The sequence below is a fragment of the Luteimonas sp. A611 genome (assembly GCF_054072715.1).
This window is the reverse complement of sequence record NZ_JBSVRP010000003.1, coordinates 196,001-216,212: the sequence shown is the minus strand read 5'-3', so window position 1 is coordinate 216,212 and position 20,212 is coordinate 196,001. Positions and strand designations below refer to the sequence as shown.

The window sequence follows — 20,212 nt, the reverse complement described above, 5'->3', positions numbered from 1 at the left end:
ATCGCGTGCGCGGCCTGCACGCAGCCGTCGCCGCAGACCGGCGCACAGGCCGACCCGCCTGTTACGGATGCCGCGCCTGTGCCTTCGCCCGACGTGCATCGGTTCACCATCGGCGCGCTGCAGGCAGCCGTGCTGCGCGACGGCGACATCACCCTGCCCAATGACGGTTCGATCGTCGCCATGGGCGAGCCCAAGGCCGAGGTCGACGCGCTGCTGGCGGCTGCCGGCGAGTCCACCGACCCGCTCCGCCTGGCGATCCAGGGATTGCTGGTGGAGGCGGGCGAGCGGGTGGTCCTGTTCGACACCGGCGTCGGCGCCGCCGAGTGGGCCGACGGCGGGCGGTTGCTGCCGTCGCTGCGCGCAGCGGGCTTCGAGCCGGCGCAGGTCACCGATGTGTTCATCAGCCATGCGCACCAGGATCATGTCGGTGGCCTGGTCGATGGCGACGGCCAGCCCGCCTTCCCCAATGCGACCGTCCGGCTGTCGGAGCCCGAATGGGCCGCGCTGCGCGCAGACGAGGGCCAGGCGGCGCTGGCGCAGGCGATCGCCCCGCAGGTGCAGGCCTTCGCCCCCGGCGTGCAGGACGTGGTGCCGGGCGTGAGCGCGGTGCCGGTGGACGGGCACACGCCCGGGCACAGCGCCTATCTGATCGGCGAGGGCGATGCGCGCCTGCTGTACATCGGCGACAGCGCCCACCACCACGTGATCTCGGTGCAGCGACCGCGCTGGACGATCCAGTTCGACGGCGACGCACCGCTTGCCGAGGACAGCCGCGAGGCGCTGCTGGCGCGCGCCGCTGACGAAGCGCTGCCGGTGTCCTCGCCGCACTTCCCGTTCCCGGGCGTGGGCCGGATCGAACGTCGCGACCACGGCTTCGCCTGGGTGCCGGCGCCGTGATCAGCCGGCGCGATGCACCTGGAACCCGGCGAACGACTGCGTCACCGGCATGATCTCCAGCCGGTTGATGTTGAGGTGCGGCGGCAGGGTGGCGACGTAGTGGATCTGGTCGGCGATGTCCTCGGCCGTCATCGGCTGGGCGCCGGAGTAGAGCCGGTCTGACGCGCCCTGGTCACCGCCGGTGCGCACCAGGGTGAACTCGGTTTCGGCCATGCCCGGCTCGATCGAGGTCACGCGCACGCCGGTGCCGTGCAGGTCGGCGCGCAGGCCGAGCGAGAACTGGGTGACGAAGGCCTTGGTGCCGCCGTAGGCGTTGCCGCCGGGATAGGGATAGCTGCCGGCGATCGAACTGATGTTGATGATCGCGCCGCGACGCTCGATCAGCGCCGGCAGCAGGCGGTGGGTAAGCGTGACCAGGGCGGTGATGTTGGTGTCGATCATCTGCCGCCACTGCGCGAGGTCGGCGTGCTGCGCCGGCGCCGTGCCGAGCGCCAGCCCTGCGTTGTTGACCAGCACGTCGATGCCACGGAAATCCGCAGGCAGCGCATCAAGCGCGGCGTCCATCGCGACGGGGTCGCGGATGTCGAAGGCGGCCACGTGCAGGCGCTCGCTGCCGTGCGCGTCCACCAGCGCCTGCAGGCGCTCGGCGCGCCGCCCGGTGGCGACCACGCGCCAGCCGTCGTCGAGGAAGCGCCGCACCGCGGCGGCGCCGAAGCCGGCGGTGGCGCCGGTGATGAGGATGGTCCTGGGCATGGGGGGATTCTATGCCGGGGACGGGCCCCCACCCCAACCCTCCCCCGCACGCGGGGGAGGGAGCAGTAGCCTGCAGGTCGTGGCGCTTTGGGGTTTCCCTGGACGCATGGACTCCCTCCCCCGCGTGCGGGGGAGGGTTGGGGTGGGGGCGAACGGAGCCACGGCAGTCACGACGCTCCGCTCCCGCCCGAAGGCTTCGGCGCCGCCTTCACGGCCTTCCCCGCGCCCGCCTCGTCCTGTCCCGCGCCCGCCGCGCGCTTGCGCCCGGTCGCCGACTTGCCGCGGGTCCTGGCCTTGGTCGCGCGGTGCTTTTCCAGCATGCCCTCGGCCAGCACCACGTCCTCGGACAGGATGCCCGCGGCCTTGGCGATCGCGATCCGCGCCTGGGCGCGGTTTTCGTCGGGATTGGCCTGCAGCAGCTCGCGGATCGCCTCGCGCAGCGCGCGGTCGGCGCTGCGCTTGAGCTGCAGGTCGTTGCTTTCCCGGAACAGCGCCAGCAGGGCGTCGACGACGGGTTTGATCAGTGCGGCTTCGATCGCCATGGCGGTGTCTCCTCGAACACCGCCAGTGTCGGGCCGCGCCATCGCGAGGCCTGCGACCGGCCTGCGACGGGCCGCTCAGTTCGCCTTGATCGCGAGCGCCGGCAGGCCGCCGTTGCCCAGTTTCTGCTTGGCCTCGGCCAGCGCGGTGGCGGTGCCGTAGGGGCCCATTCGCACGCGGTAGACGGTCTTGCCGTTGGCGGTGCCCGATTCGACCCGGGCGCTCAGGCCGAGCAGGGCGATGCGCGCCTTGAGCGTTTCGGCGTCGCCCGAGGCGCTGAACGAACCCGCCTGGAGGATGTAGCGGGCGCCGTCGGATGGGGTCGCAGCCGCCGTCGCGGGGGTCGCGGCGGCCGCAACTGCCGGCGGCGTCGCAGGCGGGGTGGTGGCCTGTTCGGCCGCGGCCACCTGCTCCTCGCGCTGGCGCTGGGCGGCCAGGGTGCGGCGCTGGCGCTCGGCCTCTTCGCGCGCGCTGGCGGCCAGCTCGGCGTCGGTCAGCGCCACTTCCTGCTCGGGCAGGACGGTGTAGAAATCGTATTCGGGGACTTCCGGCGCCGGGGTCGCCGCTGCGGCTGGACGACGCCCTGGTGTCGGCGCTTGGTCCGGCACCTCGTCATCGTCGGTCGCACGGACCGGCGGCTGCGCGGCCGTGTTGGGCTGCGGGCGAAAGAAGCCGTCGTTGCCGGCGGACTTGAGGTAGCGCGGCACCACCAGCACCGCGACCAGCGCGATCACGATGCCGAGGATCATCCACGCCCAGCCCGGCAGCCCGTTGCCGTCGTTGCGCCTTGCCTGCGATTTGCCGCGTCTTGCCGCCATCGTGCTACCGCCTCACATCCGTTCGGGCGCGTTGACGCCCAGCAACTGCATGCCGTTGGCCAGCACCTGCCGCACCGCCAGCGCCAGCGCCAGGCGCGCGTCGCGCACGCTGGCATCGTCGACCAGGAACTGATGGTCGTTGTAATACGTCTGGAACCCCTGCGCCAGTTCGAGCAGGTAGGCCGCGATCAGGTGCGGTTCAAGCTGCTCGCCGGCCGCGGTCACGATCTCCGGCCAGCGCGAGAGGTCGATCAGCAGGTCGCGCAGCGGGCCGTCGCCCAGGTCCAGCGGCTGCGCCAGGCCGTTGCCGAGGTCGAAGGCCAGGCCGCGCTCGTCCACCTGCCGCAGCAGCCCGCAGATGCGCGCGTGCGAAAGCTGCACGTAGTAGACCGGGTTGTCGAGCGACTGGCTGCGCGCCAGATCGATGTCGAACACCAGCTGCGAATCGGGCCGGCGCGCGACCAGGAACCAGCGCACCGCGTCCATGCCGACCTCGTCGATCAGGTCGCGCAGGGTCAGGTAGCTGCCGGCGCGCTTGGACAGCTTCACTTCCTCGCCGCCGCGCATCACCGTGACCATCTGGTGCAGCACGTATTCCGGATAGCCCTGCGGGATGCCCTTGTCCAGCGCCTGCAGGCCGGCCTTCACCCGCGCCAGCGAGCCGTGGTGGTCGGCGCCCAGCTCGGTGATCGCGCGCTCGTAGCCGCGCTGCCACTTGGACAGGTGATAGGCCACGTCCGGCACGAAGTAGGTGTAGGTGCCGTCGGACTTGCGCATCACGCGGTCCTTGTCGTCACCGAAGTCCGTGGTCTTCAGCCACAGCGCGCCGCCCTCTTCGTAGGTGTGGCCGTTGGCCGACAGCGCGCGCACGGTCTCTTCCACCTTGCCGCCGGTGTACAGCGAGGACTCGAGGAAGTAGACATCGAACGACACGCCGAAGGCAGCCAGGTCGGCGTTCTGTTCGCGGCGCAGCCAGGCCACGGCGAATGCGCGGATCGCGTCGAGGTCGTCGGCATCGTCCTTGCCGGTGACCAGATGGCCCTCGATCTCGATGCTGTCGCCGCGCAGGTAGGCGCTCGCGACGTCGCCGATGTAGTCGCCGTTGTACGCGTCGGGCGGCCAGGCGTCGTCGCCGGGCTTGAGGCCCTTTGCGCGCGCCTGCGTGGACAGCGCCAGGTTGTTGATCTGCACGCCGGCGTCGTTGTAGTAGAACTCGCGGCGCACGTTCCAGCCGTTGGCGTCGAGCACGCGCGCGATGCAGTCGCCGATCACCCCGGCGCGGCCATGGCCGACGTGCAGCGGGCCGGTGGGATTGGCCGAGACGTATTCCACGCCAGCGGTGCGTCCGGCACCGCTGGCGTTGCGCCCGTAGTTGGCGCCCTGCGCGTGCACGTCGGCCAACTGCTGGCGCCAGGCTTCGGCCGAGACGCGGAAGTTGAGGAAGCCCGGCCCGGCGATCTCCACCGCGGCGATGTCGCCACCCTGCGGCAGCGCGTCCACCAGCTGTTGTGCCAGCGCGCGCGGGTTGGATTTCGCCGGTCGGGCCAGCAGCATCGCGGCGTTGGTCGAGAAATCGCCGTGCGCACGATCCTTCGGCCGCTCGACTACGAAGTCGGGCACGGCAAGGTCGGCGGGCAGGGCACCTGCGTCGCGCAGGTCGGCGATGGCCTGTTCGATCAGGCCGCGGAGCTTGGATTTCACGGGGTCGGCGTCAGGGTTCGACAGCCGGGTATTGTACGCGAGCGTACCTCCCGCCCCGGCCTCACACCCAGCCGCGCGCGGCCAGCGACACCGGCGCGCCGTCGCCGATCACGAAGTGATCCAGCAGGCGCACGTCCACCAGCGCCAGCGACTGCTTGAGCTGGGCGGTCACCGCGCGGTCGGCGGCGCTGGGTTCTGGATTGCCGCTGGGGTGGTTGTGGCCGACGATCACCGCGGCGGCGTTGTGCGCCAGCGCGCGCCGCACCACCTCGCGCGGATGCACCTCGGCGCCGTCGATGGTGCCGCGGAACAGTTCCTCGAACCCCAGCGCGCGGTGGCGCGTGTCCAGGAACAGCACGGCGAAGACCTCGATCGCCTGGCCGCGCAGGCGCTGGGCGAAGTAGCGGCCGGCCGAGGCCGGGTCGGTGAGCGCCTCGCCGCGTTCGAGTCCGGCGGCGAGCCAGCGGTTGCACAGCTCCAGCGCCGCCGAAAGCTGGCTGGCGCGCGCCGGCCCCAGGCCGGGCAGGCGCGCCAGCTCCGGCGCCGGCAGCTCCAGCAGACGCCGCAGCGGGCCGTGGCGCTCCAGCAACTGGCGGGCGGTGGTCACCGCGTCCTGGCCGCGCAGGCCCGAGCCCAGGAAGATCGCCAGCAGCTCGGCGTCCGAGAGCACGCCGGCGCCGCGCGCCAGCAGTTTTTCGCGGGGACGTTCGAGGCTGGGCCAGTCGCGGATATGCATGATCGATGCTCGGAGAACGGGCGCTGGCGGCCGGCGCGAGGGCCAGGCGGGACAGGGGAAGTCGCGTCGGGCGCCGCATCGGCCCGGCCGCCAGCATGGCCACGATTGGAGCGCAGCGGCCGCGACGGCGCAGCCGGGCGCCGACCCGCCATCGGGTAAGCTGTCGACCGGATCCGGCGTAGGACTTTCCTGACGATGGCAGCGCAGCGCGGCCTGCGAGGACAACGCCTGCTGCTGTGCGTCTGCGGCGGCATCGCGGCGTACAAGGCGGCCGAACTGGTGCGCCGGCTCGGCGATGCCGGGGCCACCGTGCAGGTGGCGATGACCGACAGCGCGCAGCGCTTCGTCGGCGCGCAGACCTTCCAGGCGCTGAGCGGGCGGCCGGTGCGCACCAGCCTGTGGGATGCGGCGGCGGAAGCCGCGATGGGCCATATCGAACTGGCGCGCTGGGCCGACCGCATCGTCGTCGCGCCGGCCACCGCCAACACGCTGGCGAAGCTGGCGCATGGGCTCGCCGACGACCTGGTCAGCACCCTGTGCCTGGCCACGACCGCGCCGCTGGTGCTGTGCCCGGCAATGAACCACCGCATGTGGCTGCACCCGGCCACCCGGGCCAACATCGCCCTGCTGCGCGAGCGCGGCGCGATGCTGATCGGGCCGGAGGACGGGCCGCTGGCCGAGGGCGAATCCGGGCCGGGCCGGCTCAGCGAACCGGCCGCGATCGTCGCCGCGCTGGAGGCCGCATGAACGGGCCACTGTCGGGCAGGCGGGTGCTGGTGAGCGCCGGGCCGACCTTTGAAGACATCGATCCGGTGCGCTTCGTGGGCAACCGCAGCAGCGGCAAGATGGGGTTCGCCGTGGCCGCCGCGGCGCGCGCGCTGGGCGCCGAAGTGGTGCTGGTGGCCGGTCCCGTGCACCTGCCCACGCCCCAGGGCGTGCAGCGCATCGACGTGCGCTCGGCCGCGCAGATGCATGCCGCGGTGCTGGGCGCGCTGCCGGCCGACGTCTACATCGGTGCGGCCGCCGTCGCCGACTTCAGCCCGCGCAGCGTGTCCGAACACAAGATCAAGAAGACCGCCGGCAGCGACACCCTGGTGCTGGAGCTGGTGCGCACGCCCGACATCCTGGCCGAGGTCGCCGCGCATCCGCGGCGGCCTGCGCTGGTGGCCGGCTTCGCTGCGGAAACGCACGAGCTCGAGCACTACGCGCGCGGCAAGCTCGACAGGAAGAAGCTCGACCTGATCGCCGCCAACCTCGTCGGCGCGGCCGAAGGCGGCTTCGAGCGCGACGACAACGCGCTGGTCGTCTACTGGCAGGGCGGCGAGCGCCGGCTCGGCCCCGCGCCCAAGACCGAGGTCGCCGCGCAACTGGTCGGGCTGATTGCGGAGCGACTCCCGGCATGACCGGCAATCCCGGTTTCGTGCTGCAGGTGAAGCTGCTCGACGCCCGCTTCGGCGGGCAATGGCCGCTGCCGTCGCACGCCACCGAAGGCAGCGCCGGGCTCGACCTGCGTGCCGCGCTCGACGCCTCGCTGGCGCTGGCGCCGGGCGATGCCGCACTGGTGCCGTCGGGCCTGTCGATCCACATCGGCGATCCGTCGCTGTGCGCGGTGATCCTGCCGCGCTCCGGCCTCGGCCACAAACACGGCATCGTGCTCGGCAACGGCACCGGCCTGATCGACGCCGACTACCAGGGTCCGCTGCTGATCAGCGTGTGGAACCGCGGGCGTGACACCTTCACCATCGAACCGGGCGACCGCATCGCGCAACTGGTGATCCTGCCGGTGGTGCGGGCGCAGCTGCAGGTCGTGGATACTTTCAGCGACAGTGCGCGCGGCGCGGGTGGCTTCGGCCACACCGGCGTGCGCTGACAGGGGACAGGGGACAACGACATGAGCGATACGAGCGGATCATCCAGGGCACGTGTGTTCGCGCAGGCACGGCCGTTGCTGCCGTGGCTGGCGTTGGCCGTGGCGCTGCTGGCCGTATGGCTGGCCTGGAGCGGCTGGCGCGGGCTGCAGGAGGAGTCGCGCCGCAACAGCGCAAGCCTGGCGCGCGACACGGCCGCGAGCGTGGCCTCGTCCAACCTGGGCGGCGAACGCAAGCGCATGGAGGAACACCTGGCGCGTTCCGACGTGCAGGCTGCACTGCAGGCGGGCGATCTCGAAGCCGCGGCCCGGGCATTGGCCGTGGACTGGCCGCACCTGGAGCAGGCGCAGATGCATCCGGCCGACCTGTCCGCACGCTATGCGGCCCTGCCCGAGGGCGGGTTCGGGCCGGTGTCGGTGCTGGAGGCGGCGCTGGTCGAGGACGCGCCGGTGGTGTCGGTGATCCGCGTCGGCGAAGGCGCGCGCGTGGCCGTGGCTGCGCCTGCCCGGGTCGGCGACACGCTTGTCGGCGTGGTGCTCGTGCAACTGCCGCTGTCGCGCGCCACCCTGGGGCTGGAGGCGGTGGACGTGGACCCGGCCACCTATGTCGCCCTGCGCCAGGGCGGGTTCACCCTGCTCGAGCGCGGCGACGCGGCCCAGGCCGAGGCGGCTGAACGCATGGCGGTGCCGGTGACCGGGACCTCGCTGCGCGTGGCCGCCGCACTGCCGCCCGCTGTCACCGCGCCGTTGGGGCTGGAGGGCACGCCGCTGTTCGTGGCCGTGGGTGGACTGCTGCTGCTGGCCTACCTGCTGTGGCGCCTGCCCGCGCCGATGCGGCGCGCACTGGAAGCGCAGGCGCCCGAGGACGGCCCGACGCCGACGCTGGCCGAGACGCTGATCGCCGCACCCGCGGGCGATGTCGCTTCACCGGGCGCCGAGACGGTGCCCGCCATCGTCCTGAAGGACTCGCCAAGGCCTGCCCCAGTGAACATCGATCGCAGCATCTTCCGCGCCTACGACATCCGCGGCATCGTCGGCCAGACCCTGGATACCGGCGTGGCCGAGCTGATCGGCCATTCGGTCGGCTCGCTGATGCACGAGCAGGGCCTGGACGACATGGTGGTCGGCCGCGACGGCCGCCTGTCCGGACCCGACATGGTCGCCGGCCTGATCCGCGGCCTGCGCAAGGCCGGGCGCAACGTCATCGACATCGGCCTGGCGCCGACCCCGGTGATCTACTTCGGCGCCTTCCACCTGCGCACCGGCTGCTGCATCTCGGTCACCGGCAGCCACAACCCACCCGACTACAACGGCTTCAAGATCGTGGTCGGCGGGCACACGCTGTCGGGCAACGCGATCACCGACCTGCATGCGCGCATCGCCGATGGCCGCCTGCATGACGCACCGGAGCCCGGCGATTCCAGCGAGCGCGACATCGGCGATGCCTACGTCGAGCGGATCAGCAACGACGTGCAGCTGGCGCGGCCGATCAAGGTCGTGGTCGACGCCGGCAACGGCGCGGCCGGCGAGATCGGCCCGCGCGTGCTGGAGGCGATCGGCGCCGAGGTCATCCCGCTGTTCTGCGAGATCGACGGCACCTTCCCCAACCACCATCCCGATCCCAGCGATCCACACAACCTCGTGGACCTGATCGACACGGTCAAGCGTTTCGACGCAGACCTCGGCATCGCCTTCGACGGCGACGGCGACCGCCTCGGCGTGGTGACCAAGGACGGCGAGAACATCTATCCCGACCGCCTGCTGATGCTGTTCGCGGCCGACGTGCTCGATCGCAACCCGGGCGCGGTGATCGTGTACGACGTCAAGTGCACCGGGCGCCTGCCGGGCCACATCCTGCGCCACGGCGGCAGCCCGCTGATGTGGAAGACCGGGCACTCGCTGATCAAGGCCAAGATGCGCGAGACCGAGGCCGAGCTGGCCGGCGAGATGAGTGGCCACTTCTTCTTCCAGGAGCGCTGGTACGGCTTCGACGACGGCATCTATGCCGCCGCGCGGCTGCTGGAGATCCTGGCGCTGGATCCGGGCGAACCCAGTGCGGCGCTCAAGGCGCTGCCGGGCGGCGTATCGACGCCGGAGATCAAGGTCGAGGTCGCCGACGGCAACCCGCATGGCTTCGTCGAGCGCTTCCAGAAGCAGGCCAGGTTCGAAAGTGCGCGCCTGTCCACCATCGATGGCCTGCGCGTGGACTGGAACGACGGCTGGGGCCTGGTGCGCGCCTCCAACACCACCCCGGTGCTGGTGATGCGCTTCGACGCCGACGACCAGGACGCGCTGGACCGCATCGTGGCCGACTTCCGCGCGCAGATCGCGCGGGTCGATCCGGAGCTGCAGCTGCCGTTCTGACGCGCTGGTGGCGATCGTCGGCGTGTTGCGCGGGTACGGTCGTGGGACCTGTCCGGGCTGCCTCGCAGCAAAGCAGGTTGGCCACGGATTGCGCGGATGACGCGGATCAGAACTAATGGCGGGATCGGCGATCGTTCCATCCGCGTTATCCGCGTTATCCGCGTTATCCGCGTCATCCGTGGCAAAAGCTCGCCCGATGACGGCCGCCCAGGTCGGGAAGCGGCTTCGACTTGGTGCAGCTCAGCCCTGCACGATCTCCACCCGCTTGCCGTCGGCCTTGGCCGAGGCGAACGCCGCATCCAGCACGCGCAGGTCGCGCAGGCCTTCCTCGCCCGGCGCGCGCGGCTGCGTGCCGCCGATGATCGCCAGCGCGTCCTGGTCCATCTGCTCGGCCTGCATGCGCGGGGTCTTGCCCAGCTGCGGCTCGAACACGGTGCCGTCGCTGGCGCGGCCGGCGTTGCCTTCGTAGCCCTGGAACGGAGTCATGGTGTACCAGCCGCGCTCGCAGTCCACCTGCAGGATGTTGAGGTTGTGGCCGAAGCTCGTCACGCACTCGGCCACGATGTCCTCGGGGAACTCGAGGCGGAAGCGCATCGTCTCGTCCACGCCCTTGAACAGCTCGCGGCGCGCGGTCTCGTCCCAGGCCTGGACCGCGATCGGCTCCATCCCGGTGGAGTAGCGCGCGGCGTTGATGCAGTACACGCCCATGTCGTACATCGCGCCGCCGCCGCGCACCGGGTCGAGGCGCCAGGCCTCGTCGGCGCCGTCGCGCCAGCCGAACCAGCCGGCGTCGGCGCGCAGCTTGATGATCCTGCCGAACGGCCGCTCCTTCGCCATCGCCATGAAGCGGCGCGTGTTGGGTTCGTGCTGCATGCGATAGCCGACGGCCAGCTGCACGCGGTTGTCGCGGCAGGCCTTGATCATCGCCTCGCCTTCGGCCGCGTTCATCGCCATCGGCTTCTCGCACCACACATGCTTGCCTGCCTTGGCCGCGACCAGGGCCAGGTCCTTGTGCACGTGGTTGGGGGTGGCGATGTAGACCACGTCGACCGCCGGGTTGTCGGCGATGCGGTGGAAATCCTCGTAGGAGTAGACGCTGCCGTCGGCGATGTCGTACTTGCCCTGCCATTCATCGAGCTTGGACGGGGTGCCGCTGACCAGGCCGGTGAGCTGGCAATGTCTGGTCAGCTGCAGCGCCGGCGCGAGCAGCTGTCCGGCGTAGTGGCCGAGGCCGACCAGGGCCACGCCGATCTTGCGGTCCTGCGCCAGTCCGCGTGGCGTCCAGGCCGCCGCCGCGCCCGCCACTGCCATCGACTGCAGCGCTGCGCGCCGGGTCCAGCCGTTGCTGCCTTGCTTGCCCATCGTGTACTCCCTCCTCCCGGGTGTCGTCTGCATGTTAGCGCTCACCCGGACCGGCCGGGGCCGTGGGCCGGCGATAATGCGCACATGCATGGCCTGCACCCCCGACGCGTCGCGGTGGTCGGCGGCGGCCCGGCCGGGCTGATCGCCGCCGAGCGCCTGCGCGCGGCCGGGCTGGCGGTGGACCTGTACGAGGGCAAGGGTTCGGTCGGGCGCAAGTTCCTGATTGCCGGCAAGGGCGGGCTCAACCTCACCCACTCCGCCCCGCCGGACCTGTTCGCCAGCCGTTACCGCGAGCGCGAGGCCGAAGTCGCGCGCTGGCTGGCGCGTTTCGATGCGCAGGCGCTGCGCGAGTGGGCGCGGGATCTTGGCGTGGAGACCTATGTCGGCACTTCGGGCCGGGTGTTTCCACTCGACCGCAAGGCCGCGCCGCTGCTGCGCGGCTGGGTGCGGCGTCTTCGGGAGCAGGGCGTGGCGTTCCATGTGCACCACCGCTGGCTTGGCTGGGCCGAGGATGGCGCGCTGCGCTTCGACACGCCTGACGGCGGGCGGCAGGTGTTCGCAGATGCCACCGTGCTGGCGCTGGGCGGTGCCAGCTGGCCGCAGCTGGGCAGCGATGGCGGCTGGGTGCCGGCACTCGTGGCCCGCGGCGTGGAGGTCGCGCCGCTGCGCTCGGCCAACTGTGGGTTCGATGTCGGCTGGTCGGCGCATTTCGCGCAGCGCCACGCCGGCGCGCCGCTCAAGCCGGTGGTCGTGCACTGGTGCGATGCGCAGGGCCATGCGCATGCCCTGCAGGGGGAGTGCGTGGTGACCCAGACAGGGCTTGAAGGCAGCGTGATCTATGCCGTTTCGGCGACATTGCGCGCATTGATCGAGCGCGACGGTTACGCCGATCTCGCCCTGGATCTGGCGCCCGGGCGCGAGGAACCGGCGCTACGGCAGGCGCTGGCGCGCCCGCGCGGCGGCCGCAGCCTGTCCGAGCACCTGCGCCGCAGCACCGCGCTGCATGGCGCCAAGGCCGGGCTGCTGCGCGAGGTGCTTGGCCCCGAAGCGATGCAGGACGCCGGCCGCCTCGCCGCGACGATCAAGCGCCTGCCGCTGCGCCTGCTGCGCCCGCGCCCGGTCGCCGAGGCGATCAGCAGCGCCGGCGGCGTGCGCCTGGAGGCCCTGGACGAACGGCTGATGCTGCGCGCGCTGCCGGGCGTGTTCGCCGCCGGCGAGATGCTGGACTGGGAGGCGCCGACCGGCGGCTACCTGCTGACCGCCAGCTTCGCCAGCGGCCTGGTCGCGGCGGACGGGGTGATCGACTGGCTGGGCCAAGCGGCAACCAGCTGATCGCGCCGCGCAGCAAGTCCGAGGACACGTGTGGTGACAGCTGACTTGTCATCCCTCGCAAGCCAGGGACGGGCTTGGCGGCAGGCCGATGCGCGATGCGGGCATGGGCGTGGACGAAGTCACCATGGATCCCTGCTTGCGCAGGGATGACGGGGCGGGTGATGCGTTCGGGCGGGGCCGTGCCTGCGTTCGCCGGTCGAAACCGCAGGGTCCCCGATGGGCTGCCCGGTGGCCTTATCCCTCCGTCCGGGCCGGACGCAGGGCGCCTGCCCTTGAAGCCCGCCTAACCCCTCTTGGGCGTCCGCAGCGCGTGGTAGCGCTCGACGGCGTGCTCGAGTTCGGCGTCGAGCGAGGCGCGTTCCTCCAGCTGCTGGCGCATGATCGCCTGCTGGCGCCGCAGGTCGGCGTGCTGGGACCGGATGTTGCCGGCCAGTGCCGGGGCCACCGGCTTGCCCTGCAGCTCCACGTCGTTGGCCTGGCGCAGCAGCGAGACCAGGCTCTGGCGCAGGTTGGCCACGCCCATGCGCGAGGTCTTCAGGCCCTCGTCGACCAGCACGATGCGGTCGCCGAATGCGCTGCGCAGGTCGGCCTCGGTTTCATAGGACTCGGCCATCGCCCGCTCGCGGCGCAGGCGCGCGGCCTGCGCGTTGGCGGCGATGCGGTCCAGGTGGGCGGCGTCCTCGGCGACGGCGCGCTGCTCGGGCGTGAGCTGCTCGCCCAGCCGGGCCAGCGGGCGGCCGCTGCTGGCGCTCAGTTCGGTGCGCGCAGCGTCCACCGCCTCGGGCGGCAGCGCGTCGCCGCAGACCTTGCGGCCGTTCTCGTTCCAGCAGTAGAGCTTCTTCTCGGCCTGCGCCGGGCGGGCCTGGGCCTGGACGGCCGTGGGCAGCACGCACAGCACCGCAATGGCCAGCATTGCCTGGATCTTCATCGAATTCCGCCCCCCGCGGCTCGAATCAGCGATGGATGTCGCGGACGCCATATTGCACCCGATAGGCCAGCAGGCGTGAACGCTCGTCGGCGAGCGATGCACTTGCGTCGGCAAAAGCCAGCAGGTCGTCCAGCGTGGCCACCGCGATCACCGGGATCCCGGTCTCCGCTGATACCGCCTGCGCGGCCGACTGCGACTGGCGCTCGCCGGCGATTTCCTGCCGGTCGAGCGCGATCACGATCCCGACCGGCGTGCCGCCGCCGTCGCCGATGATGGCCAGCGCCTCGCGGATCGCGGTGCCGGCGGTGATCACGTCGTCCACGATCAGCACCCGGCGCCCGGCCAGCGGCGCGCCGATCAGGCTGCCGCCCTCGCCGTGTGCCTTGGCTTCCTTGCGGTTGAACGCCAGCGGCAGGTCGCGGCCGCGGCGCGCGTATTCGCAGGCGAGCGCGGTGGCCAGCGGGATGCCTTTGTACGCCGGGCCGAACAGCAGGTCGAAGTCCAGGCCCGCGGCGTCGATGGCATCCGCATAGCAGCCGGCCAGCACGGCCAGCGCCGCGCCCGAATCGAAGCGGCCTGCGTTGAAGAAATAGGGGCTGCTGCGGCCGGACTTGAGGGTGAACTCGCCGAAGCCCAGGGCCTCGGCCTGTAGTGCCAGGCGCAGAAACCGGGTGCGATGGTCGGGCATGGCGTGTGCAGGGCGGCCGCGGGGATCGCCATGGTAGCAACCCGAACGGCATTGACCCGGATCAACGCCAGGCTGACGTGGGATGGCCTATGGTCGAGCTGACGCAATCCCTGTGGCGGAGGAGTGACATGCAGAATCGGTCCAGGCTTGGGCTGGCGATCGTGGCGACCCTCTTGGTGGCGGTGGCCTGCGGGCAGACCGACGACGATCGCGCCGCGCCGGCCGATGGCAGCGCGGACACGGCGGCGACTGCGGCACCGGCGGCAACGTCGACTGCGACCACTCCTGCCGGCGGACCGGTCACGACCGATGGCGTCCCCGGCACCGCGCCGACCGCCGCGGCCGCTGATCCGGCCGCCGCCGCCGCTGCGGGCGGTGGTGACGCGCTGCGCGCCACCGCCGCGGCCCTGTTCGGCACCATTCCCGAGCGCGTGGAGGAACTGCGCGGCAAGGCGTTGTCGGCCGAACAGGTCGAGCTGGGCCACATGCTGTTCTTCGATCCGCGCCTGTCGCGCAGCCAGCTGATCACCTGCAACACCTGCCACAGCATCGGCACCGGCGGCGCCGACAAAGTGCAGGTCTCGATCGGCCACGGCTGGCAACGCGGCCCGCGCAACTCGCCGACCGTGTTCAACGCGGTGTTCAACGCCGCCCAGTTCTGGGACGGCCGCGCCGCCGACCTCGCCGAGCAGGCCAAGGGCCCGGTGCAGGCCAGCGTCGAGATGAACAGCACGCCGGACCTGGTGGTGCAGACGCTGGAAAGCATTCCCGAATACGTCGACCGCTTCGGCAAGGCCTTCCCGGGCGCGACGCCGGTGAGCTTCGACAACATGGCGCTGGCGCTGGAAGCCTTCGAGGCCACCCTGGTGACGCCCGATTCGCGCTTCGACCGCTGGGTGCTGGGCGACGAGGGCGCGATCGACGCCACCGAGCGTCGCGGCCTGGAGTTGTTCGTGTCCAGCGGCTGCGCCTCGTGCCACAACGGGCGCAACTTCGGTGGCCAGACCTACTTCCCGTTCGGCGTGATCGAGCGCCCCGGCGCGGACATCCTGCCGCTGGGCGACAAGGGCCGCTTCGAGGTCACCGCCACCGCCAGCGACGAGTACGTGTTCCGCGCCGCGCCGCTGCGCAACGTCGAGCTGACCGCGCCCTACTTCCACAGCGGCCAGGTCTGGGACCTCGAGCAGGCGGTGGCGATCATGGGCACGGCGCAGCTGGGCCGCGAGCTCAACGACGAGGAAGCCAGGGCCATCGCCGCCTTCCTGCGCACCCTGACCGGGCGCCAGCCGACCGTGCAATACCCGATCCTGCCGCCGAGCACCGCGCGCACGCCGCGGCCGGAATAACCGGCGCAGGCTGGCTGGATGCGACAATCCCGGGTTCCCTGCTGAAACCAAGGAGCCCGGATGTCCGGCTTGCCCGCCTGCCCGCAATGCGGATCGACCTACACCTACCAGGACGGCGCGCTGCTGGTCTGTCCCGAATGCGCGCACGAGTGGTCGCCGGTCGAACAGGCCGAGCAGGCCGCCGCCGAGCAGGCCGCCGCCCAGGTCCGCGATGCCAACGGCACGCCGCTGGCCGATGGCGACAGCGTGGTCGTGATCAAGGACCTGAAGGTCAAGGGCTCCTCGCTGGTGGTCAAGGTCGGCACCAAGGTCCGCAGCATCCGCCTGGTCGAGGGCGACCACGACATCGATTGCAAGATCGACGGCATCGGCCAGATGGGCCTGAAGTCGGAGTTCGTGCGCAAGGCTTGAACTCCCGATACCTGCGCGAAGCCGTGTTTGCCACGGATGACGCGGATTACGCCGATGTGGGTTGGTCGCTTCTGTCCCTTCTTGCCCCTGATCCGTGAAATCCGCGAAATCCGTGGCTGAGGTGCTTCGCACCACCATCGCCCGGTCAGGGCCGCGGGCCTCATCCGGGCGGGCGCCACGTTCATCCGCGTCATCCGCGTGAATCCGTGGCCTCTCCGTCATTGACCTTGCGGAGGCTCCGGCAGAGGGCGGTCACCGGGATTTCGGCTAGGCTTGCGCGACGCTTTCCGCAGGCCCCCGCATGCGCATCATCAGCTTCAACGCCAACGGCATCCGCTCCGCTTCGACCAAGGGTTTTTTCGGCTGGCTGGAAGCCCAGCAGGCCGACATCGTCTGCCTGCAGGAAACCAAGGCGCAGGAACACCAGCTCGCCGATCCCTGCTTCCGCCCGCTCGGCCACTGCGTCTACCGCGACGCGATCACCAGGAAGGGCTACAGCGGCGTGGCGATCTACAGCCGTCGCGAGCCCGACGAAGTGCGTACCTCGCTGGGCTGGGCGCCGTTCGATGACGAGGGCCGCTATATCGAAGCGCGCTACGGCAACCTCAGCGTGGTCTCGTTCTACATCCCGTCGGGTTCGTCGGGCGAGTTGCGCCAGGGCTTCAAGTTCGAGGTGATGGCCTGGCTCAAGCCGATCATGGACGAGTGGCTGGCCAGCGGCCGCGAGTACGTGCTGTGCGGCGACTGGAACATCGTGCGCGCGCGCAACGACATCAAGAACTGGACGTCGAACCAGAAGAATTCCGGCTGCCTGCCGCCCGAGCGCGCCTGGCTCAACGGCATGATCGCCGACGCGCACGGCGACGGCCTGGTCGAGCCGCCCGCGCGCGGCTGGAAGGACAGCTTCCGCGTCGCCAAGCCCGATGCGGTCGAATACACCTGGTGGAGCAACCGCGGCGCGGCGCGCGCCAACGACGTCGGTTGGCGCATCGACTACCAGCTGGCGACGCCGGGCATCGCCGAATCGATCACCGGCTGCTTTGTGGCACCCGAGCCGCGCTTCTCCGACCACGCGCCCTACGTCGTGGACTACGACGCGTGAGTGGCGGCAAGCCGTCGACCTGGAAGGCGTTTACGCAGCCCGCGGCGTGGACGATGTTCTTCTTCGGCTTCGCCTCGGGCATGCCGTTCCTGCTGGTCGCCGGCACGCTTGCGTACTGGCTCAAGGAAAACGGCATCGAGCTGCGCAACATCACCCTGATCGCCAGCGCCGGCATGACCTACTCGCTCAAGTTCCTGTGGGCGCCGCTGGTCGATCGCTGGCGCCTGCCGCTGCTGGGCCGGCTTGGCCAGCGCCGGGGCTGGCTGCTGCTGGCGCTGGTGGTGGTGACCGCCGGCCTGCTGATGATGGCCGAGCTCACCCCCGATCGCCTCGCCGCCTTCGTGTGGATCACGCTGATGACCGCCTTTGCCGGCGCCACGCTCGACATCGCGGTGGACGCGTACCGCGTGGAGATCGCGCCGAGGGAATCGCAGGGCGCGCTGGTGGCAACGTACTCGCTGGGCTATCGCATCGCCCTGATCGTCACCGGCGCGCTGGCGCTGGTGCTGGCCGACCACGTGGCCTGGCCGGTGGTGTACCGCGTGATGGCGCTGGTGATGCTGGTCCCGATCGTCGCGGTGCTGATCGCGCGCGAACCCGACGTGCTGCGGGTGCGCGCCGAGACCTGGGCGCAGGGCCTGCGCGAGGGCGTGGTCGAACCCTTCGCCGATTTTTTCAGGCGCTTCGGTGGCTCGCTGGCGCTGGGGCTGCTGGCCTTCATCCTGCTGGCCAAGATCTCCGACCAGTCGCTGGGCGGCGGCATCATGGCGCCGTTCTACCTCGACCAGGGTTTCACCAAGACCCAGATCGCGGCGGTGTCGAAGGTGTACGGGATCTGGGTCGGGATCGCCGGCGTGTTCCTCGGCGGCATCGCGGTCGCGCGCTGGGGCGTGAAGTGGCCGCTGCTGGCCGGCGTGATCCTCGGCGCCGCCAGCAACCTGCTGTATCTGTGGCTGATCGGCGCCGACGGGGATGTGTGGAAGCTGACCTTCGTGATCTCCGGCGAGAACCTCGCCCAGGGCTTCCAGGGCACCACCCTGGTGGCCTTCCTGTCGGCCCTGGTCAACCAGCGCTTCACCGCCACCCAGTACGCGCTGTTCTCATCGCTGGTGATGCTGCCGGGCAAGGTCCTGAGCGCGGTGTCCGGCGGGATTGTCGAGGTCACCGGCTACGGGGTCTACTTCACGATCACCACCCTGGTGGCGGTGCCGGCGGTGGCGCTGTTCTTCTGGTTGAAACCCAGGCTGCTGTTGTCGGACGATGGCGCGGCCACCTCGTCACGGGAAGCGCCGGGATGACCGACATCGTGCTCAAGGATGCCGACCCGATCCTGTTCGACCGCATCCGCCGCGTGGCAGATGCGCGCGGATGGGACCTGCCGCATGCGCTGCAGTACCTGCTCGAGCAGGGCCTGCACATGTACGAGGGCGACGGGTCGGTGCGCTTCGACAACGACGAAGCCGACGCGCTGCAGGCGATGGTCAGGGCGCTGGAGCAGGTGCCCGACGATCCGGGCTATGCGGCAATCGGTCGGGTGCGGCGGATGGACGAGGGCTGAGCGGAAGGGTGCTGGGGCCTGCGCAGGCGCTCGCGCCTGTCAGTTCGCCGGACCGACATTCCTTCTGTCATTTCGAACCCTGTTGTCATTTCGACCGCAGGGAGAAATCTGCGACCCGGTCGCCCGACCCTCCGGCGCTGCCTGCGTCCAGGACCCGGCGGCCTGCGGGAGATTTCTCCCTGCGGTCGAAATGACAGTAGGGGCTGCGGCAGCGGGAAGTACTGCGACAGCGGAGCAAACCACGCCCTACAACGCTACCCTGTGATCCCTGCAGCGGAACGCGGCGCCTCGCCCACACCGTTGCAGACGACACGATCGCCCTGGGGAGGGATGCAATGAAGAGGCAGACGATCCGGCGCCGCTGGGGCGCCATGCTGTTGGCGCTGCTGTTGGCGCTGTGCGCGACGCAGGCGGTGGCGGCGGGAAGCGACGGCTTCGTCCGCGTCGAAGGCACGCGCTTCATGCTCGACGGCAGGCCCTACCGCTTCGCCGGCGCCAACTTCTGGTACGGCGCCTACCTGGGCGCGGAAGATGGCGTGGGCGACCGCGCGCGCCTGCGCGCCGAACTCGACCAGCTCAAGGCCGCCGGCATCGACAACCTGCGCGTGCTGGCGATGTCGGAGGCCAGCGGCTTTCGCCGCGGCGTGCGCCCCGCCTTCATGACCGCGCCTGGCGAGTACGACCAGCGCCTGCTGCAGGGCCTGGACGTGCTGCTCGCCGAGATGGGCAGCCGCGACATGAAGGCTGTGCTCTACCTCAACAATTTCTGGCAGTGGTCGGGCGGCATGGCGCAGTACGTGTCGTGGTTCACCGGCGAGCCGCTGTCGGACCCGGACCGCAGCGGCGACTGGAACGCGTTCATGGATTACTCGGCGCGCTTCTACGCGATCCCCGAGGCGCAGGCGCTGTACCGCGACGCGATCCGCACCGTCATCGGCCGCACCAACAGCGTCAACGGCATCGCCTATGTCGATGATCCGACGGTGATGTCCTGGCAGCTGGCCAACGAGCCGCGGCCCGGCAGCGACGCCCGCGGCGCGCCCAACTTCCCCGGCTACCGGCAATGGGTGCACGAGACCGCCGGCTACATCCGCGGCCTCGCGCCGAAGCAGCTGGTGAGCACCGGCAGCGAAGGCAGCAAGGGATCGCTGGGCGACGATGACTATTTCATCATCGCCCACGCCTCGCCCAACGTGGACTACCTGACCTTCCACCTGTGGCCGTCGAACTGGAGCTGGATCGACCACCACGACCCGGCGGCGCGGCTGGAATCGGGCCTGGCGACCTCGCTGGCCTACATCGACCGCCACATCGACATCGCCGGCAAGCTCGGCAAGCCGATCGTGCTGTCGGAGTTCGGGCTCAACCGCGATGGCGGCTCGTACGATCCCGCCTCCGGCGTCACTGCGCGCGATCGCTTCTATGGCGCGATCTTCGACCGCGTGCTGGCGCGCGCGAAGGCGGGCGATGCCATCGCCGGCTCCAACTTCTGGGCCTGGGGCGGCCGTGGCCGCACCACCAACGCCGACTGGATGTGGAAGGCGGGCGATCCGTTCACCGGCGATCCGCCGCAGGAAGCACAGGGCCTGTTCTCGCTGTTTGACAGCGATGCCTCCACGCTGGAGCTCGTGTCGGCGCACGCGAAGGCGATGCGCGCGATCGATTGAGCTTGCCCAAGCGCCACACACATCTGTAGGAGCGGCTTCAGCCGCGATCGTTGTCTCCGGCATCCCTGCATCTGGATGCATCCATCGCGGCTGAAGCCGCACCTACAGTGGCCGCGGCTGCAACGGTCATGGCGCTGGCGGT

At 70.8% G+C, this 20,212-nt stretch carries 18 protein-coding genes and 1 pseudogene; 11 read left to right on the top strand and 8 right to left on the bottom strand.

What is annotated here, in order from left to right; all coding sequences use genetic code 11:
* The first annotated feature begins 78 nt into the window (after nucleotides 1-78).
* Nucleotides 79-897 carry an MBL fold metallo-hydrolase gene (locus ACW5EG_RS14195; protein ID WP_457021995.1) on the top strand — a complete coding sequence of 273 codons (819 nt, stop codon included), beginning with the start codon at nucleotides 79-81 and terminating at the stop codon, nucleotides 895-897.
* Here the strand turns inward: ACW5EG_RS14195 and ACW5EG_RS14190 are convergent, their stop codons facing one another.
* From ACW5EG_RS14190 to radC, 5 genes are all read right to left on the bottom strand, one after another.
* Nucleotides 898-1,650, bottom strand: coding sequence for an SDR family NAD(P)-dependent oxidoreductase (locus ACW5EG_RS14190; RefSeq protein ID WP_457019068.1), 753 nt, complete (start codon nucleotides 1,648-1,650; stop codon nucleotides 898-900). It lies immediately after the preceding gene.
* A gap of 167 nt (nucleotides 1,651-1,817) precedes the next feature.
* Nucleotides 1,818-2,192: a hypothetical protein gene (locus ACW5EG_RS14185; protein WP_457021993.1), complete on the bottom strand. Its 375-nt coding sequence runs from the start codon at nucleotides 2,190-2,192 to the stop codon at nucleotides 1,818-1,820.
* 75 nt (nucleotides 2,193-2,267) lie between these two features.
* Nucleotides 2,268-3,008, bottom strand: a complete 741-nt coding sequence (locus ACW5EG_RS14180) for an SPOR domain-containing protein (RefSeq protein WP_457021991.1) — start codon at nucleotides 3,006-3,008, stop codon at nucleotides 2,268-2,270.
* 12 nt (nucleotides 3,009-3,020) lie between these two features.
* The gene (gene argS, locus ACW5EG_RS14175) at nucleotides 3,021-4,709 is read right to left on the bottom strand and encodes an arginine--tRNA ligase (protein WP_457021989.1); all 1,689 of its coding nucleotides are present in this window, start codon (nucleotides 4,707-4,709) and stop codon (nucleotides 3,021-3,023) included.
* A 61-nt stretch (nucleotides 4,710-4,770) separates the two neighbouring features.
* Nucleotides 4,771-5,445: a RadC family protein gene (gene radC / locus ACW5EG_RS14170; RefSeq protein ID WP_457019060.1), complete on the bottom strand. Its 675-nt coding sequence runs from the start codon at nucleotides 5,443-5,445 to the stop codon at nucleotides 4,771-4,773.
* Between the two features lie 195 nt (nucleotides 5,446-5,640).
* Between radC and coaBC the strand changes: the two are divergent.
* The 3 genes and pseudogenes from coaBC (at nucleotide 5,641) to ACW5EG_RS14155 (ending at nucleotide 9,676) form a co-directional block, all read left to right on the top strand.
* A pseudogene (gene coaBC, locus ACW5EG_RS14165) lies at nucleotides 5,641-6,848 on the top strand (bifunctional phosphopantothenoylcysteine decarboxylase/phosphopantothenate--cysteine ligase CoaBC).
* Nucleotides 6,845-7,315 carry a dUTP diphosphatase gene (gene dut, locus ACW5EG_RS14160; protein WP_457019058.1) on the top strand — a complete coding sequence of 157 codons (471 nt, stop codon included), beginning with the start codon at nucleotides 6,845-6,847 and terminating at the stop codon, nucleotides 7,313-7,315. Before coaBC ends, dut begins: the two are co-directional and overlap by 4 nt.
* Before the next feature lie 21 nt (nucleotides 7,316-7,336).
* Nucleotides 7,337-9,676, top strand: coding sequence for a phosphomannomutase/phosphoglucomutase (locus ACW5EG_RS14155; RefSeq protein ID WP_457021987.1), 2,340 nt, complete (start codon nucleotides 7,337-7,339; stop codon nucleotides 9,674-9,676).
* A gap of 240 nt (nucleotides 9,677-9,916) precedes the next feature.
* Here the strand turns inward: ACW5EG_RS14155 and ACW5EG_RS14150 are convergent, their stop codons facing one another.
* Nucleotides 9,917-11,038: a Gfo/Idh/MocA family protein gene (locus ACW5EG_RS14150; protein ID WP_457021985.1), complete on the bottom strand. Its 1,122-nt coding sequence runs from the start codon at nucleotides 11,036-11,038 to the stop codon at nucleotides 9,917-9,919.
* Between the two features lie 84 nt (nucleotides 11,039-11,122).
* Between ACW5EG_RS14150 and ACW5EG_RS14145 the strand changes: the two genes are divergently transcribed.
* Complete coding sequence (locus tag ACW5EG_RS14145) at nucleotides 11,123-12,370, top strand: TIGR03862 family flavoprotein (RefSeq protein ID WP_457021983.1); 1,248 nt, start codon at nucleotides 11,123-11,125, stop codon at nucleotides 12,368-12,370.
* Nucleotides 12,371-12,653: 283 nt separating this feature from the next.
* On the opposite strand, the gene ACW5EG_RS14140 is transcribed toward ACW5EG_RS14145, so the two are convergent.
* Together ACW5EG_RS14140 and pyrE are read right to left on the bottom strand one after the other, a co-directional pair.
* Nucleotides 12,654-13,298, bottom strand: a complete 645-nt coding sequence (locus ACW5EG_RS14140) for a hypothetical protein (protein ID WP_457021981.1) — start codon at nucleotides 13,296-13,298, stop codon at nucleotides 12,654-12,656.
* Nucleotides 13,299-13,323: 25 nt separating this feature from the next.
* The gene (pyrE, locus tag ACW5EG_RS14135; RefSeq protein ID WP_457019050.1) at nucleotides 13,324-13,986 is read right to left on the bottom strand and encodes an orotate phosphoribosyltransferase; all 663 of its coding nucleotides are present in this window, start codon (nucleotides 13,984-13,986) and stop codon (nucleotides 13,324-13,326) included.
* 128 nt (nucleotides 13,987-14,114) lie between these two features.
* On the opposite strand from pyrE, the gene ACW5EG_RS14130 reads away from it, so the two are divergent.
* From ACW5EG_RS14130 to ACW5EG_RS14105, 6 genes are all read left to right on the top strand, one after another.
* On the top strand, nucleotides 14,115-15,332 hold the full coding sequence (locus ACW5EG_RS14130) for a cytochrome-c peroxidase (protein WP_457021979.1): 1,218 nt from the start codon (nucleotides 14,115-14,117) through the stop codon (nucleotides 15,330-15,332).
* Between the two features lie 60 nt (nucleotides 15,333-15,392).
* Nucleotides 15,393-15,743 carry a zinc ribbon domain-containing protein YjdM gene (locus tag ACW5EG_RS14125; RefSeq protein ID WP_457021977.1) on the top strand — a complete coding sequence of 117 codons (351 nt, stop codon included), beginning with the start codon at nucleotides 15,393-15,395 and terminating at the stop codon, nucleotides 15,741-15,743.
* A 301-nt stretch (nucleotides 15,744-16,044) separates the two neighbouring features.
* A complete protein-coding gene (locus ACW5EG_RS14120) occupies nucleotides 16,045-16,845 on the top strand; it encodes an exodeoxyribonuclease III (protein WP_457021975.1) in 801 nt (266 codons plus the stop codon).
* Nucleotides 16,842-18,143, top strand: coding sequence for an AmpG family muropeptide MFS transporter (locus ACW5EG_RS14115; RefSeq protein WP_457021973.1), 1,302 nt, complete (start codon nucleotides 16,842-16,844; stop codon nucleotides 18,141-18,143). Before ACW5EG_RS14120 ends, ACW5EG_RS14115 begins: the two co-directional genes overlap by 4 nt.
* Nucleotides 18,140-18,403 (top strand): hypothetical protein, encoded by a 264-nt coding sequence (locus tag ACW5EG_RS14110; protein ID WP_457019041.1) that lies wholly within the window; start codon nucleotides 18,140-18,142, stop codon nucleotides 18,401-18,403. Before ACW5EG_RS14115 ends, ACW5EG_RS14110 begins: the two co-directional genes overlap by 4 nt.
* 335 nt (nucleotides 18,404-18,738) lie before the next feature.
* Nucleotides 18,739-20,070 (top strand): glycoside hydrolase 5 family protein, encoded by a 1,332-nt coding sequence (locus ACW5EG_RS14105; RefSeq protein WP_457021971.1) that lies wholly within the window; start codon nucleotides 18,739-18,741, stop codon nucleotides 20,068-20,070.
* Nucleotides 20,071-20,212 lie beyond the last annotated feature (142 nt).

Excerpts from the sequence above, each read along its gene's own strand:
- ACW5EG_RS14125 (WP_457021977.1), top strand. The coding sequence starts at position 15,393 with ATGTCCGGCTTGCCCGCCTGCCCGCAATGCGGATCGACCTACACCTAC.
- ACW5EG_RS14155 (WP_457021987.1), top strand. The coding sequence starts at position 7,337 with ATGAGCGATACGAGCGGATCATCCAGGGCACGTGTGTTCGCGCAGGCA.
- ACW5EG_RS14180 (WP_457021991.1), bottom strand. The coding sequence starts at position 3,008 with ATGGCGGCAAGACGCGGCAAATCGCAGGCAAGGCGCAACGACGGCAAC.
- ACW5EG_RS14130 (WP_457021979.1), top strand. The coding sequence starts at position 14,115 with ATGCAGAATCGGTCCAGGCTTGGGCTGGCGATCGTGGCGACCCTCTTG.
- ACW5EG_RS14120 (WP_457021975.1), top strand. The coding sequence starts at position 16,045 with ATGCGCATCATCAGCTTCAACGCCAACGGCATCCGCTCCGCTTCGACC.
- ACW5EG_RS14145 (WP_457021983.1), top strand. The coding sequence starts at position 11,123 with ATGCATGGCCTGCACCCCCGACGCGTCGCGGTGGTCGGCGGCGGCCCG.
- ACW5EG_RS14185 (WP_457021993.1), bottom strand. The coding sequence starts at position 2,192 with ATGGCGATCGAAGCCGCACTGATCAAACCCGTCGTCGACGCCCTGCTG.
- ACW5EG_RS14190 (WP_457019068.1), bottom strand. The coding sequence starts at position 1,650 with ATGCCCAGGACCATCCTCATCACCGGCGCCACCGCCGGCTTCGGCGCC.
- pyrE (WP_457019050.1), bottom strand. The coding sequence starts at position 13,986 with ATGCCCGACCATCGCACCCGGTTTCTGCGCCTGGCACTACAGGCCGAG.
- ACW5EG_RS14140 (WP_457021981.1), bottom strand. The coding sequence starts at position 13,298 with ATGAAGATCCAGGCAATGCTGGCCATTGCGGTGCTGTGCGTGCTGCCC.
- ACW5EG_RS14105 (WP_457021971.1), top strand. The coding sequence starts at position 18,739 with ATGAAGAGGCAGACGATCCGGCGCCGCTGGGGCGCCATGCTGTTGGCG.
- radC (WP_457019060.1), bottom strand. The coding sequence starts at position 5,445 with ATGCATATCCGCGACTGGCCCAGCCTCGAACGTCCCCGCGAAAAACTG.
- ACW5EG_RS14110 (WP_457019041.1), top strand. The coding sequence starts at position 18,140 with ATGACCGACATCGTGCTCAAGGATGCCGACCCGATCCTGTTCGACCGC.
- ACW5EG_RS14150 (WP_457021985.1), bottom strand. The coding sequence starts at position 11,038 with ATGGGCAAGCAAGGCAGCAACGGCTGGACCCGGCGCGCAGCGCTGCAG.
- dut (WP_457019058.1), top strand. The coding sequence starts at position 6,845 with ATGACCGGCAATCCCGGTTTCGTGCTGCAGGTGAAGCTGCTCGACGCC.